8 protein-coding genes are annotated in these 15,271 nt (G+C 60.5%); 4 read left to right on the top strand and 4 right to left on the bottom strand.

The window, feature by feature from the left end:
- Window positions 1–77: 77 nt before the first annotated feature.
- The 3 genes from QP982_RS08260 to QP982_RS08250 form a co-directional block, all read right to left on the bottom strand.
- Window positions 78–2,693, bottom strand: a complete 2,616-nt coding sequence (locus QP982_RS08260) for a glycoside hydrolase family 65 protein (RefSeq protein ID WP_284870406.1) — start codon at window positions 2,691–2,693, stop codon at window positions 78–80.
- 15 nt (window positions 2,694–2,708) lie between these two features.
- Complete coding sequence (locus tag QP982_RS08255) at window positions 2,709–3,482, bottom strand: HAD family hydrolase (protein ID WP_179078196.1); 774 nt, start codon at window positions 3,480–3,482, stop codon at window positions 2,709–2,711.
- A gap of 270 nt (window positions 3,483–3,752) precedes the next feature.
- Window positions 3,753–5,963 carry a malate synthase G gene (locus QP982_RS08250; RefSeq protein WP_049192971.1) on the bottom strand — a complete coding sequence of 737 codons (2,211 nt, stop codon included), beginning with the start codon at window positions 5,961–5,963 and terminating at the stop codon, window positions 3,753–3,755.
- A 1,015-nt stretch (window positions 5,964–6,978) separates the two neighbouring features.
- Between QP982_RS08250 and aceA the strand changes: the two genes are divergently transcribed.
- Both aceA and ramB read left to right on the top strand, forming a co-directional pair.
- Window positions 6,979–8,271, top strand: a complete 1,293-nt coding sequence (gene aceA, locus QP982_RS08245; protein ID WP_016421960.1) for an isocitrate lyase — start codon at window positions 6,979–6,981, stop codon at window positions 8,269–8,271.
- Between the two features lie 214 nt (window positions 8,272–8,485).
- On the top strand, window positions 8,486–9,910 hold the full coding sequence (ramB, locus tag QP982_RS08240; RefSeq protein ID WP_284870405.1) for an acetate metabolism transcriptional regulator RamB: 1,425 nt from the start codon (window positions 8,486–8,488) through the stop codon (window positions 9,908–9,910).
- A gap of 213 nt (window positions 9,911–10,123) precedes the next feature.
- On the opposite strand, the gene lpdA is transcribed toward ramB, so the two are convergent.
- Complete coding sequence (lpdA, locus tag QP982_RS08235) at window positions 10,124–11,539, bottom strand: dihydrolipoyl dehydrogenase (RefSeq protein ID WP_042389081.1); 1,416 nt, start codon at window positions 11,537–11,539, stop codon at window positions 10,124–10,126.
- Window positions 11,540–11,621: 82 nt separating this feature from the next.
- Here lpdA and QP982_RS08230 point away from each other — a divergent pair, with 82 nt between their 5' ends.
- Window positions 11,622–13,796 (top strand): prolyl oligopeptidase family serine peptidase, encoded by a 2,175-nt coding sequence (locus tag QP982_RS08230; protein ID WP_284857013.1) that lies wholly within the window; start codon window positions 11,622–11,624, stop codon window positions 13,794–13,796.
- 10 nt (window positions 13,797–13,806) lie between these two features.
- Window positions 13,807–15,267, top strand: coding sequence for a M1 family metallopeptidase (locus QP982_RS08225; protein WP_070595100.1), 1,461 nt, complete (start codon window positions 13,807–13,809; stop codon window positions 15,265–15,267).
- Window positions 15,268–15,271 lie beyond the last annotated feature (4 nt).

Here is a 15,271-nt window from a genome sequence, read left to right as displayed (position 1 = left end):
CCCCAAAGGCCCAAACAGCCACCCCCAACAGGCAATCCCCCCCCCTATTGGCACCGTGTACGGCCGAAGCCGTCCGACTAATCCTCGCTCTGATCCGAGTTCGCCATCACCACGGTCAACGGCTCCGGACCAATGATCACCTCATGTCCTGCGACCATAATCGGCCCAACCTGGTGGTCTCCCTCCTCCAGGACGACTTCCACCGTGCGGCCGCGCACCGTCACTCGGATACGACAACCACGAATAGTGACTCGGTACGTCAGACCACTCCAGTCCTCCGGCAGACGCGGGTCAATACTGTAGCGGCCGTCATGATCGCGGAAACCACCGAAACCATAGACCAGGGACTGCCACACACCACCGGCAGATGCGACGTGGACACCATCGGCAGCGTTGCCATGCAAGTTCGCCAGGTCCACATAGAGTCCGCGTAGGAAGAAGTCCATTGCCTGCTCCTGCAAGCCCAACTCGGCCGCAACAATGGACTGCACAACGGCGGACAGCGAGGAATCACCGGTGGTGAGCGGATCGTAATACATGTAGTCTGCGCGCTTTTGTTCCGTCGTAAAGCGATTGCCCATGAGGAACAGTGCGAGGACGACGTCCGCCTGCTTAATGACCTGGTGACGGTAAATCGTCAGCGGGTGGTAATGCAGCAGCAGCGGGCGCAGCGGGCCAACTTCGGGATCGTCGAGATTCCAGCGCTTACGCAGCAGGAACTGGTCATCCTGAGGGTGAATGCCGAGCTTCTCATCGAACGGGATGTACATCGCCTCAGCGGCCTGCTCCCACTCTTCAACCTCGCGCTCAGTGAGGTCGAAGCGGTTGGTCAGTTCGCGATAGGCAGCAGGGCGATCACGCTTCATCTGCTTGACGACGTCCGCAGCAACCCGCAGGTTATACTGCGCCATCACGTTGGTGTACAGGTTGTTGTTCACCACCGTGTTGTACTCATCTGGACCGGTGACGCTGTGAATCTGGAACTCTCGATGCTCGGCATCGAAGAATCCCAGCGACATCCAGAATCTGGCCGTGCCGAGCAGCAGATCCGTGCCCTCCTTGAGCAGGAACTCCTCATCGCCGGAGGCATAGACGTACTTCATCATCGCGTACACGATGTCCGCATCGATGTGGTACTGCGCCGTGCCGGCCTCAAAGTAGGCCGAGGACTCCTGACCATTGATAGTGCGCCACGGGAAGAGGGCACCGTCGTGCGCCAGTTCGTCGGCACGCGCCCACGCGGCTTCGAGCATGTCCCAGCGGAAACGCATGGCATTGCGCGAGAATTGCGGCGACGTATAGGTAAGGAATGGGGTCACGTAGATTTCCGTGTCCCAGAAGTAGTGGCCGCCGTAGCCGGTGCCGGTCATTCCCTTGGCCGGGACGCCTTGGAATTCGGCGCGGGCGGCGGCCTGGATAATCTGCCAAATGTTCCAGCGCACTGCCTGCTGAATCTCCGGCTGATTGTAAATGACCACGTCAGAGCGCTCCCAGAAGCGTTCGAGCCACTCCTCCTGGTTCTCCATCAGCCCCAGCATGCCGATGCGGCCGACGCGGTTCAGGGTGCGCTCACAGCGGAATGCCAGCTCTTCGGCACGCACCTTACGGGAGGAGTGGTACGCGACCAGCTTCTCCAGGCGTATGACAGTGCCGACCGGCGCATCCAGGTTGAACAGGGAGCTGGCCACATCCGGCTCGGTCGACTGCGAAATCTCTACGAACGGCTCCGTGCCGTCGGGAGTGCGGACAGTAAAGGTGTGGTCCATGGAGGTAGCCACGGTCATACCGGAGTTCGCGCAGCGGTAGCCCAGCGTCGAGCGCTGCCCGTGCGCCGATTCCGACTGAAATGCCGGAATGAGAACGCGGTCTTCCAGCGCCTCGGCACGACGGGGATCCAGTTCGGTGCCCTGCGCCTTAGCGGCATCGTGGTATTCGTCCTCGCCGTCCTGGCGGTTGAGGATCTGCGAGTTAATCATCACCGCAGCATCCGCATCCAGCAGCTCGACTTCCAGACTCATCGCGGCGACATGCTTTTCCTGGAAAGACACCATGCGCTCAGAGGTGACGCGAACGCGCTTGCCACCCGGGGTGCGCCAAATGAACCGACGACGCAGCACACCCTCGCGGAAATCCAGGCTACGTTCGTAGTCGCTGACCTCAGCATTGCCGAGACGCAGGGGCTCATCGTCAATGTAGAGACGCATTGCCTTGGCGTCCGGAGCATTGGCAATCGTCTGCCCCTGACGGGCTAGGCCGTAGGCGTCCTCGGCGTGCCTAATCGGCCAGGTCTCATGCAGACCGTTGATATAAGTGCCGTGCTCACTGGAGTCACGGCCCTCCGGCGGGTTGCCACGCATGCCGATGTACCCGTTCGACAGCGCAAACAGCGTCTCGCCCAAACCGAGCGGGAGGCCGTTCGGCTTCGTCTCAATCAGACGCCACTCATCGACCGGAGTGATGTCTCGGTCCATGAGTCCCTCGGCATTTACAAGGTGGTGGTGCTTATCCGCACGATCCGCCGGGAAGTTACGACGCTGCTTACGACGAACTGGGGACACCGTCTCCTCCTGTTTTTCAGCCTCTGCGGTCTCCGCGTCGTGACCCTGCCCCTGCGGAATCACACGCTCGGTCTCGTCGACTGCTGCCGTGGTCGAATCGTTGGCCATGATGCCTTCCGGTTTTGTCTCAGCCATTTGTCACGAGCCAGCCTAGACGAGTGCCGCCAAGTCACTGACCACAACGTCGGCGCCCGCTCGGCGCAGCGCTTCCGCACCAGCACCGCGGTCAACACCAATGACCAGACCAAATGCGCCGGCTGCACCCGCTTGCACACCACTGATGGCATCCTCGACCACCACAGCATCGCGCGGCGCCACCCCCAGATTCTTCGCCGCGTACACGAAAGTATCGGCGGCTGGCTTACCCGGCAGGTTGTTCTCATGCGCCACCACGCCGTCAACAATCTCCACGAACCGCTCACGCAGCCCAGCGGCCGTCAGCACCGGCACCGCGTTCTTCGACGAGCTAACCACCGCCAACTGCGGTTTTTCGCTTGCCGACGAGTCCCCCGCGCCCTGTAACTCGTCGAGCAGCGCAACCGACCCCGGGTAGGCCTCAATTCCCCTCTCGACTCGCGCCAAGAAGTCATCATTTTTGCGCTTCCCGAGTCCGACAATCGTCTCGTCTTTCGCTGTGTCCTCATCGCTACCGTGCGGCAGCGAAATGCCGCGAGATTCCAGGATTGCTGCGATGCCCTCATCGCGGCGGCGGCCATCGAGGTAGGTGAAGTAGTCCTCCTCTGTGTAGGCCGAGACACCCTTGTGCTCGAAGTAGTCACTAAACATGTCCGCCCACGCCTGCTCGTGCACATCGGCGGTAGGGGTAATCACTCCGTCGAGGTCAAAGAGGATTGCGCCCGCGCTATGGAGGAATTCTTTGGCCTTAGCGAGGTTGGTAGCACTGTCGGTCGTGGAATTAGTCATGGGGGGGTCGCAGCTCCTTGGACGTTGCAGACTGCATTTTCTCAATTAACTTCCCAATCAACGCTAGCAACGTTGCCCCTACCCCGCTTGTGAACCCGGGTATCTCGAATCTGAGAATCATGGTGCGATTCCAACCCGAGCACCCAATGCGAGTGCTCCCGGCACAAGCTCGCCCTGCACGAAAAACAAAACTGCCGGCGCGCATGCGCGCCGGCAGTTTGGATATCTATTTTGTTATTTCAGGCTCGGCAGCCGCAGCCCGACCAAGAATTAATCCTGGTCGATACCCTCGCGCTTCTTGAACTCCAGGCGACGGCGGTGCAGGATCGGCTCGGTGTAACCGGACGGCTGGTTCACACCATCGAGGATGAGCTCCTTGGCGGCCTGGAAACCAATGGACTTGTCGAAGTCCGGAGCCATCGGCAGGTATGCCTCATCGCCCTCGTTCTGGCGGTCAACGACCTCGGCCATGCGCTCCAGCGAATCGATGATCTGCTCCTCGGTGACAACACCGTGCAGCAGCCAGTTAGCCAGAGTCTGGGAGGAAATACGCAGGGTAGCGCGGTCCTCCATCAGGTCAACATCGTTGATGTCCGGCACCTTGGAGCAGCCAACACCCTGCTCAACCCAGCGGATAACGTAGCCCAGGATGGACTGGCAGTTGTTATCCAGCTCGTTGGCCTTGTCCTCATCGGACCAGTCAGCGCCCGGCTCGCCAGCCTTAGCTGCCGCTACCGGGATGGTGAGCAGATCACCGAAGGTGTCGCGGCGACCGTCGGTAAGCAGCTTGTCCTGAACGCCGAAGACGTCAACCTCGTGGTAGTGGGTAGCGTGCAGGACACCACCGGTCGGGGACGGAACCCACGCGGTGGAAGCACCCTGCTTCGGCTGACCGATCTTCTGCTCCAGCAGCTCGGCCATCTGCTCGGTCATGGCCCACATGCCCTTACCAATCTGAGCCTTGCCCTGCAGGCCGTGTGCCAGACCGGAGTCGACGTTGTTGTCCTCGTAAGCCAGCATCCATGGAGCGGTCTTCTGGACAGCCTTGCGGAACATCGGACCAGCCTGGATGGAGGTGTGGATCTCATCACCAGTGCGGTCCATGAAGCCGGTGTTAATGAAGACGACACGCTCGGAAACAGCCTTGATGGCGGCGTCCAGGTTGACGGAGGTACGACGCTCCTCGTCCATCAGGCCGACCTTCAGGGTGTTGTGCGGAAGACCCAGCAGCTTCTCAACGTCTGCGAACAGCTCGTTGGTGAATGCAGCCTCATCCGGGCCGTGCTGCTTCGGCTTCACGATGTAGATCGAACCGGTACGGGAGTTCTTACGTGCGTTGTCCTGGTCCAGGCCCGGGATTGCACACACAGCGGTGACGACGGCATCCATGATGCCCTCGAAAATCTCCTCGCCGTCGCGGTCGAGGATGGCCGGGTTCTGCATCAGGTGGCCGACGTTACGGACCAGGTTCAGGGAACGACCGTGCAGGGTGACCTCGGAACCGTCAAGAGCGGTGTAGGTGCGGTCGTCGTTGATGGTACGGGACAGCTTCTTGCCGCCACGGGTGAACTCGACTGCGAGGTCACCGACGTTCAGGCCCAACCAGTTGGTGTAACCCAGGGTCTTGTCTGCAGCGTCAACTGCGGCGACAGAGTCCTCGAGATCCATGATGTTGGTGACAGCGGCTTCCAGGATGATGTCCTTGACGCCAGCCTTGTCGGTCTTGCCAACCGGGGACTCCGGGTCAATCAGCAGCTGGATGTGCAGACCGTTGTGCTTGAAGTAAATGGACTCCGGTGCGTCCTTGTCGCCGGTGTAGCCGACCAGGGTCTCCGGCTCGCGCAGACCGGAGGTAGCGCCACCTTCCAGGGTTGCCTGCAGGTGACCGTCGACGATGTCGTAAGAGGTGACGTCCGCGTGGGAACCGTCGACCAGCGGCAGAGCCTTGTCCAGGAAGTTACGACCCCATGCGATAACGCGGTCACCGCGGACCTTGTTGTAGCCCGGGGTGTCCTTCTCCGCACCGCCATCTTCAGGAATAGCGTTGGTGCCGTACAGCGCGTCGTAAAGCGAGCCCCAGCGTGCGTTCGCAGCGTTGATGGCGAAACGGGCGTTGAGGACCGGCACAACCAGCTGCGGGCCAGCGGTGGAAGTGATCTCGGTGTCGACGTTAGCGGTGGTGACCTGGAAGTCACCCGGGTTGTCAACGAGGTAGCCAATTTCCTTCAGGAATGCGACGTACTCATCCTGATTCTGCTCGCCCGGGTGTTCCTTGTACCAAGCGTCGAGCTTTTCCTGCAGCTCATCGCGCTTGACCAGCAGCTCGCGGTTGCGCGGAGTGTACTTAGCGACAATGTCACCGAAGCCGTTCCAGAACGCGTCCTTGTCCTCAATGCCGGCGGCGGGGAGTGCGGTGTCATTAACGAAGTCGTAAAGAACCTTCGCGACCTGCATTCCACCTGCCGAAATACGCTGTGCCATTGCTCTCCTCAAAACTATTGATTGCAATTTGCCCATCCAGCCATGGCCACGTCAGCGGCTCACACTGGATGCGTTGTTCCCCTACTGTATGTGATTCGGCGCACTTATGAACCGTCTTTTTCCATAACCGCCAACCGCCAGCCCGGTATAGCGCCGCTCACATTTGCCATTTCATTCGCTTTACGACGAGCACCCCGCGAACAGGCCCCACCCCTCCCCGATGACCATTCGGGCATTCAATCCTGACGCCACAACCAGCCCTCCCCCACCCGCATTGACCGCAGCATCCCCGGCGCTCTTTCCTCCAGCCACGGAACACCACACGCAATGGGAAAGTGTCGTGCCTCACAGGCATTTACTATTACGACCTGCACATCAACGGCCAGCGACCAATCACGTCGCTACAGTCTCCGCCTTCAAACCAGACCATAAAAGCGAGATGACAACCGAGACCCTGGCCACTACCCAGGGATGCTCCGGCGGGGTACTGACGGTGTAACGGCAGTGTATTTAGAAGCCCGTTTCTACCTTTGCGGCCGTAATTTCGGGGGTAGCGAAACACCCCCTAAACCCCAAACACTGTTAACGGCCAGCTTTGATAATTACCAAAATATAAATCACCCCAAAGCGGGGGGAACATTATTAGCGAGCCAGCCATAGGGAAATAACAGTACAAATGTACCGGCCGGTCACAGGCGAAAATTGTTAAAGCCAAGCTACACATCACAATGTTTGCAATCTTCACAAGTGTTATCCGTATTACATACTTGAATTCACATCGGAAGCTGCTTGACGAACGTAGCGCTATGCCCCAAAATGTGAGACATGGCACGCGGAAGCGGACATTGTTTTTGTTCGCGTGTTTGCGTGCAGGGGTACAGCATTTTGCTAGCGCCCCTGCATTCACGTGACACCGCGGTCACTATCGGGTCAGCCTGTAGATCGGTTCTGTCGGAATTGTTCTTAAGTCAGCACCCGGAGTTCAAAAAGCAAGCAAAAGGAAGTGACTCCGTTTATGTCTAACGTTGGTAAGGCACGTACCGCCGCCGAAATCCAGAAGGATTGGGACGAGAACCCGCGCTGGGAAGGTATCACCCGCGACTACACCGCTGAGCAGGTTGCTGAGCTCCAGGGCTCCGTCGTCGAGGAGAACACCCTCGCTCGCCGCGGCGCTGAGATCCTGTGGGAAGGCGTCAACGTTAAGGACGACTCCTACATCAACGCTCTGGGCGCACTGACCGGTAACATGGCCGTTCAGCAGGCTCGCGCTGGCCTGAAGGCTGTCTACCTCTCCGGTTGGCAGGTTGCTGGTGACGCTAACCTCTCCGGCCACACCTACCCGGACCAGTCCCTGTACCCGGCTAACTCCGTGCCGAACGTCGTTCGTCGCATCAACAACGCTCTGCTCCGCGCAGACGAGATCGCTCGCATCGAGGGCGACGACTCCGTCGACAACTGGCTGCTGCCGATCGTCGCTGACGGTGAGGCTGGCTTCGGTGGCGCTCTGAACGTCTACGAGCTGCAGAAGGCTATGATCAACGCTGGTGCCGCTGGTACCCACTGGGAGGACCAGCTCGCTTCTGAGAAGAAGTGTGGCCACCTGGGCGGCAAGGTCCTGATCCCGACCCAGCAGCACATCCGCACCCTGACCTCTGCTCGCCTGGCTGCTGACGTCTCCAACACCCCGACCGTCATCATCGCCCGCACCGACGCTGAGGCCGCTACCCTCATCACCTCCGATGTTGATGAGCGCGACCAGAAGTTCATCACCGGTGACCGCACCTCCGAGGGCTTCTACCACGTCCAGAACGGCCTGGAGCCGTGCATCGAGCGTGCAAAGTCCTACGCTCCGTACGCTGACATGATCTGGATGGAGACCGGTACTCCGGACCTCGAGCTGGCTAAGAAGTTCGCTGAGGGCGTCAAGGCTGAGTACCCGGACCAGCTCCTGGCTTACAACTGCTCCCCGTCCTTCAACTGGTCCGCTCACCTCGAGAAGGACGAAATCGCCAAGTTCCAGAACGAGCTGGGCAAGATGGGCTTCAAGTTCCAGTTCATCACCCTGGCTGGCTTCCACGCCCTGAACTACGGCATGTTCGACCTGGCTTACGGCTACGCTCGCGAGCAGATGTCCGCATTCGTCGACCTGCAGAACCGCGAGTTCGAGGCTGCCGAGAAGCGCGGCTTCACCGCTGTCAAGCACCAGCGCGAGGTTGGCGCTGGCTACTTCGACCGCATCGCCACCACCGTCGACCCGAACTCCTCCACCACCGCCCTGAAGGGCTCCACCGAGGAGGGTCAGTTCTAAGTCACTCGGCTTAGGGCTTAGGTCAAGGACCTAACTTCAACACCCAGCGAGGGTTGCACTTGCAGCCCTCGCTGGGTGTTTTTGTGTGTTCATCGACATGTCGACTCCGGGCCGTCGTGAAGCGTGCCTGAGAACCTCAGCACCTACACACGTAAGCAAAGGTTGCAACGGTTTTCTACACAAGTTCAGCAAAGCCCGCGATATGCTGGGCAGTATGTCGAAAACCTATGTCGGATCCCGCCTCCGCCAGCTACGCCGCGAGCGCGACCTCAGCCAGGCTGCGCTCGCACAGGCGTTGGGCCTCTCGGCTAGTTACGTCAACCAGATTGAGCACGACGTCCGCCCGCTGACTGTGCCCGTGCTGCTCCGCATCACGGACACATTCGGCGTTGACGCGACTCTCTTCTCCCGAGATGACGACTCCCGCCTCCTCGCTGAGGTCCAGGACGTGGTAATGGACAAGGAGATCGCTAAGTCTCCCATGGATCTGCAGGAGATCTCGGAAATGGTTCGCGACCACCCTGATATCGCCCGCATCATGGTGGACATTCACCGCCGCTACCGCAACGTCACGGACAAACTCTCTCTGGCCACCGAGGAGCGCAACTTCGGCAACAGCACCGACACCGCCTCCGGTTCACAGGCGCTGACCATGCCTCATGAGGAGGTCCGCGACTACTTCTACGCCCGCCAGAACTACATCGCTTCGGTCGACACGGCCGCCGAGGAGCTGGCTCGCGAGCTGCGCATCACCGACGAGACCACCGATGTCGTCTCTGTGCTGGCCGACAGGCTATCCAACGACCATGGGATTCGGATTGCGCTGGAATCGTCGTTAGGCGATGTGCAGCACAGCCTTGATCGGCGGACGAAGACGCTCTACCTCGCGCGGCACCTCTCGCCGGGGCAGCGGGCCTTCCGTATAGCCACGGAGCTGGGGTTTTTGGAGCAGGGCGAGACCATTTCCGAGGCTGTCGCGTCCGGGCATTTCATGTCGGAGGAGTCGCGGAAGCTGGCGCAGCGCGGAGTCGCGACGTACTACGCGGCGGCGCTGATTCTGCCGTATGAGTCGTTCCATGCGATGGCTGAGTCGAAACGCTACGACATCGAGCTGCTCTCGCGCACGTATGGAGTCGGCTACGAGACCATCTGCCACCGCCTGTCCACAATGCAACGGCCCAGCTTGCGCGGTATCCCGTGGACATTCGTGCGCGTCGACCGCGCGGGCAACATGTCCAAACGCCAATCCGCCACGGGCTTCCACTTCACGCATTCGGGCGGTACCTGCCCACTGTGGAACGTCTACGAGACCTTCTCCTATCCCGGCAAAGTCATGCGGCAGGTCGCGCTCATGCCCGACGGTCGGCCGTACATGTGGATCTCCCGTACTGTGGAACATCACGCGGCACGTTTCGGCAAGCCAGGCAAGGTTTTTGCCATCGGTTTGGGCTGCGAGGCCCGGCACGCTGAGCGCACCGTGTACGCCGATGGTCTCGATCTCGCGGACCTCGATGCCGCCACCCCGATTGGCGCCGGCTGCAGGGTCTGCTCCCGCGAGGCCTGTCCGCAGCGCGCGTTCCCGCCGATTCATCGGGATATCGACATCAACATGCACCGCTCCACCGTCTCGCCGTACTAGTTCGCTTCACGACGGGCGCAGGGCTGGCCTGTTTGCGGGGGCTTGGTTCGCGCAGGATGCCCCAAAAAAGGAAGACCCCAAAAAGAAAGTGCTTAAGTTTATGACACTTTCGCACCGATTTTCACGGTCAAACTGTCATAAACTTAAGCACTAACTCGTATCTGCCTGAGCCAGGACCAGCGAAGGCTGGCCCTAGGCCAAAGCCACAACCTCTTACAGGTTAATCATCTTGCCCATAACGCCCTCGGCTGCTTCCTTCATAGCCTCGGACATGGTCGGGTGAATGTGAACGGCGCGGCCGATTTCCTCAGTGGTCAGCTCGTACTTCTCAGCCAGAACCAGCTGCGGCATGAGCTCGGAAACGTTGGCGCCCACCATGTGACCACCCAGCAGCTCGCCGTACTCAGCATCTGCAATGAGCTTCACGAAACCAGCCGGCTCCGCCAGACCCTGGGCCTTACCGTTTGCAGAGAACGGGAAGGTGGAGACCTTAATCTCGCGGCCGTTCTCCTCTGCCCACTTCTTGGCCTGCGCCTCGGTCTTACCGAAGGAACCAACCTGCGGGTTACAGAAGGTTGCGCGCGGCATCATGTTGTAGTCCGGGATGGTCTCGGTCTCGTGTCCCGCCATGTGCTCAGCTGCGATAACGCCCTGTGCCTCAGCGACGTGTGCCAGCTGCAGCTTCATGGTGACGTCACCGATGGCGTAGATGTTGTCGACGTTGGTGCGCATGTACTCGTCGATGACAATCTCGCCGCGCTCGCCCAGCTCAACACCGGCCTTGTCCAGGCCGATGCCCTCGGTGCGCGGTGCGAAGCCGATGGAGACCATAACGCGGTCGACGGTCAGAGTCTGCTCGTCGCCGCCATCCTTGGCCTCGACCTTGACCTCAACCGAGTCACCATTGTCCACGATGGAGGTGGTCTTGTGTCCGGTCATGAGCTTGACGCCCAGCTTCTTGTATTCCTTGGCAATAACCTTGGAGACGTCTGCGTCCTCGTTCGGTAGAACGTTGTCCATGAACTCGACGATGGTGACATCCACGCCGTAGTTAGCCAAGACGTATGCGAACTCCATACCGATGGCGCCAGCGCCGACGATAACCATGGAGTCCGGCAGCTCGTCGGAGAGAATCTGCTCTTCGTAGGAAACGATGTTGCCGCCGACCTCAACGCCCGGCAGGGAACGGACGACAGAGCCGGTCGCAATAATCGCCTTATCGAAGGTAATTTCCTTGCCTTCGTCATCGCCATCAGTGATGGCCATGGAGGTCGGGCCAGTGAATTCACCGAAACCGTTGATTTCGGTGATCTTGTTCTTCTTCATCAGGAAATGAACGCCCTTGACAATGCCCGCGGACACCTTGCGCGAACGCGCGTGTGCGGCACCGAAGTCAAAGGAGACATCGCCGGAGATACCGAAGGTCTTAGCCTCATGGTTGAAAATGTGCGCCACCTCGGCGTTCTTCAACAGAGACTTGGATGGGATACAGCCAACGTTGAGGCAGACACCGCCCCAGTATTGCTTCTCCACCACAGCGGTCTTCAGCCCCAGCTGGGATGCACGGATTGCTGCGACGTATCCGCCAGGACCGCCGCCGAGTACTACAAGATCAAAATGTTCAGCCACGTGCACAAGTCTACGCACGACTTGTCTTTACTTCACGCGCGAGTCCCGGTTTTACCTACTGCGGTCGGCTACGGTGGTGGGCATGGGCACCGACACGGACACCGACTTGGGCAACAATCTCTCCTTCCTCTCCACTGATCTTGTCCCCGATTGGCTGGACGATATCGACGGCTCCCAGGCGCTGGCGTGGGCTCGCGCGCAGTCGAAGGCCACCGTCGCAGGTGTCGATTCGCTTGCCGACGACACCAGCGACCGCACCAACCTGGAACAACGCATCCTGGCTGCGCTCAACACCGATGCCCGGATCGCATACCCGGTGCGGCGCGGCGAGTACCTCTATAACTTCTGGCGGGATGCCGAGCATCCTCGGGGCCTGTGGCGGCGCACCTCGTTGCAGAGCTATCTGGCTGGCCAGGAGGATCCGCAGGCGACCGAGTGGGAAAATCTCATCGACCTCGATGCGCTGGCGAAAGCCGAGGGAGAAAACTGGGTCTGGAAGGGCACGGTGTGCCGTTATCCGGAGTATGACCGCGCGTTGATTCTGCTCTCTCGCGGCGGGGCCGATGCCACTGTGGTGCGGGAGTTTGACCTCGTCAACTGCACTTTTGTGGAGGATGAGCCGTTCTACCTCCCGGAGGCGAAGTCCGATGTCTGTTGGTTGGGTCGTGACGAAATTCTCGTTGGCAGTGACTTTGGTCCGGGGTCACTGACGGATTCGGGCTACCCGCGGCAGGTGCGGAGGTGGCGGCGCGGCATGCCGTCGTCAAGCGCGGATGTGGTTTTCTCGGGCCACAGTGATGATGTGGCCGTGGGCGGCTGGTTCGACGCGACGGAGGGTTTTGAGCGGCTGTTTGTCGAGCGTGCGCATGATTTTTATAATTCGCAGCGGTTCGTGGCAGCGGAGCGTCCGGGCAAGTTGGCGGCGCAGCAGAATGGGGACTTTTCCCTGCAGATCCTGGAGGTACCGCAGGACTGCCGGACGAGTGTCCATAGGCAGTGGTTGGTGCTGATGCCGCGCACGGAGTTCAATGGCATTCCGGCTGGTGGCGTGGCCGTTGTGGAGCTCGATAAGTGGCTGGCGGGCTCGCGTGAGGTGGAGGTGATTTTCACCCCTGATGCGCACACCTCGTTCCAGCAACTGGCGTGGACGAAGAATTTCCTGGTGTTGACGCTGCTGGAGGATGTCGCGACGAAGTTGGTCGTCTTGCGGGAGGGCTCGTGGGAGCCGGTGGAGGCTTTCGGCGAGTTACCTGCGCAAGCCACTGTGAGCGTGATTGATACAGCCTCTGAACGCGACGATGAGATCTGGTTGGTTTCGACGTCGGCAACGCAGCCGGCAACCCTCTGGTACGGGCAGGTCGGCAGCCCGCTCACGGAAGTGCGGCGTGCTCCGGCGCTCTTCGACAGTGAGGGGATGGAGACGCGGCAGCACTGGGCGACTTCGGCCGATGGCACGCGGATTCCGTATCGCATCACCGGTCGCTTCGGCGCGGGGGCTGGTGCAAGTGCTGACGCAGGCGCTAGTGCAGAGACAACCACAGCCACACCCGCTCCGAACCCAGCCCCTACCCTCGTGCACGCCTACGGCGGTTTCGAGGTCTCACTGGTCCCGCAGTACTCGGCGATTCGTGGCCTGACCTGGCTCGAGCGGGGCGGGTACTTCGTGGAGGCCAACCTGCGTGGCGGTGGCGAATTCGGCCCGACCTGGCACTCCTCGGTGGTCAAGACTGAGCGGATGAGGGTCTATGAGGATCATCAGGCCGTGCTGCGCGACCTGGTTGAACGCGGCTACTGCACGCGCGAGCAGCTGGGCGTGCGCGGTGGTTCCAACGGCGGGCTGCTGACCGCTGTCTGCCTAACCTCCTACCCGGAGTTGGTGGGCGCAGTGGTGTCCCAGGTGCCACTGGCGGACATGATGCGCTATCACAAGCTGTCCGCGGGAGCCTCCTGGATGGCCGAATATGGAAACCCGGACGACCCCACCGAGCGGGCTGCGATTGCGCAGTATTCGCCGGTCCAGCGCGTCGTCAAGCGAGAGCAGCGCGCCTACCCACCAGCGTTGATTACGACGTCTACCAGGGACGACCGCGTCCACCCAGCGCATGCGCGGAGCCTGGCGTGGCTGCTGGAGGAAGCGGGACAGCCGGTGGACTATCACGAAAACACAGAGGGCGGGCACGCGGGCGCGGCGGATAATTCGCAGGTCGCGTTCGTCGAGGCACTCATATCTACGTGGCTGTGGAACAAGCTCAAGTAAGGTAACAGCCGTGAGTAGCGCTGATTTCACTAATCCTTATACCGGTATTGCGTTCAACCTGGGTTTCCGGGTGAACAAATACGAGCTGGACCTCGATTATCGGGTCGGGCCGAATCGTCTGAAGGCGACGGCGACTCTGCATATCGAAATCAATGCTTGGACCTCACACATCACGCTCGACTTTGCGGATGCGCTGGGGGTCGATTCGGTGGATGCGATTTCCGATTCGCAGGCACACTCAATCGATGTAAAGCGCTGGCGCCATTCGGGACGCAAGCTGCGCGTCACCTTTGACCGCGAGTTGGCTCCCGACGAGACGCTGCGGCTGATTGTGACTTACTCGGGCACGCCACGTCCGGTGCGCTCGAAGTGGGGCGAAATTGGCTGGGAGGAACTCGAAAACGGTGCACTCGTGGCATCGCAGCCGGTGGGCGCGGCGTCGTGGTACCCCTGCGATGACGATCCCGAGGTCAAGGCATTTTACGAGTTCACGATGGTCACCGACGCTCCCTACGAGGTCGTCGCACCAGGGCTTGCCGACGCTCCGGTGAACGTGGGCGGATCGCGCCGCCGCTGGCGGTTTGTCACCGAGGAGCCCATGGCCTCCTACTTGGCCACCATCAATGTCGGCCAGTTTAAGAAGGTCGAGCTGCCGTGCCAGACCTCGACCGTAGTGGCCTGGGTGCCCTCTGAGTTGGTGGCAAATGCCCGCCACGACTTCCGCGACCAGGGACGCATGCTCGATGAATTCGCCAAGCTCTTTGGCCCTTACCCCTTCCGTGCCTACCAGGTGGTCATTTGTGAAGACGACCTGGAGATCCCCATCGAGGCACAGGGTCTGTCCATCTTCGGAGCCAACCACGCCGACGGCAAGGACACGTGGAATCGACTGATTGCCCACGAGTTGTCGCACCAGTGGTTCGGCAACAGTGTCGGCATTTCGCAGTGGCGCGATATCTGGCTCAACGAGGGTTTTGCCTGCTATTCCGAGTGGGTGTGGTCCGAGGTCAGCGGCGGTGCCAGCGCGGATGTGCACGCCCGCAAGCACTACCTGGATCTGCTTGAGGAAGAGCAGGACATCGTCATCGCCAACCCAGGGCCAAAGCTGATGTTCGACGACCGTCTGTACAAGCGCGGCGCGCTGACTGTGCACGCTCTGCGTCTGCTGCTGGGCGACGAAGTGTTCTTTGACCTGGTGCGCAAGTGGACCACCACTAACCGCCACAGTGTGGTCGATGCAGTGGACTTCCGCGCACTGGCCAACCGCGTGTGCCGTGAGCGTGGCATCACCACCTCGCACCTGGATGTCATCTTTGACTCCTGGCTATCACGCAGCTCCTTGCCAAACTTCCCCGCTGACCCGACGCGCTCCCCTGCTGACCAGGGCATCGACGATAATGGTGCTCCAATCGTGGACGAGAAGCTGGCTGCTCAGTTTGCAAAGCTCGGCTACTCGAAGGCCAAGGACTAGAGAG

Source organism: Corynebacterium sp. MSK019, assembly GCF_030232425.1.
Classification (GTDB): Bacteria; Actinomycetota; Actinomycetes; order Mycobacteriales; family Mycobacteriaceae; genus Corynebacterium; species Corynebacterium jeikeium_D.
This window is presented reverse-complemented; position numbering and strand designations above follow the sequence as displayed.

Coding starts and splice junctions, on each gene's coding strand:
- QP982_RS08260 (WP_284870406.1), bottom strand. CDS start 2,693: ATGGCTGAGACAAAACCGGAAGGCATCATGGCCAACGATTCGACCACG.
- QP982_RS08255 (WP_179078196.1), bottom strand. CDS start 3,482: ATGACTAATTCCACGACCGACAGTGCTACCAACCTCGCTAAGGCCAAA.
- QP982_RS08250 (WP_049192971.1), bottom strand. CDS start 5,963: ATGGCACAGCGTATTTCGGCAGGTGGAATGCAGGTCGCGAAGGTTCTT.
- aceA (WP_016421960.1), top strand. CDS start 6,979: ATGTCTAACGTTGGTAAGGCACGTACCGCCGCCGAAATCCAGAAGGAT.
- ramB (WP_284870405.1), top strand. CDS start 8,486: ATGTCGAAAACCTATGTCGGATCCCGCCTCCGCCAGCTACGCCGCGAG.
- QP982_RS08230 (WP_284857013.1), top strand. CDS start 11,622: ATGGGCACCGACACGGACACCGACTTGGGCAACAATCTCTCCTTCCTC.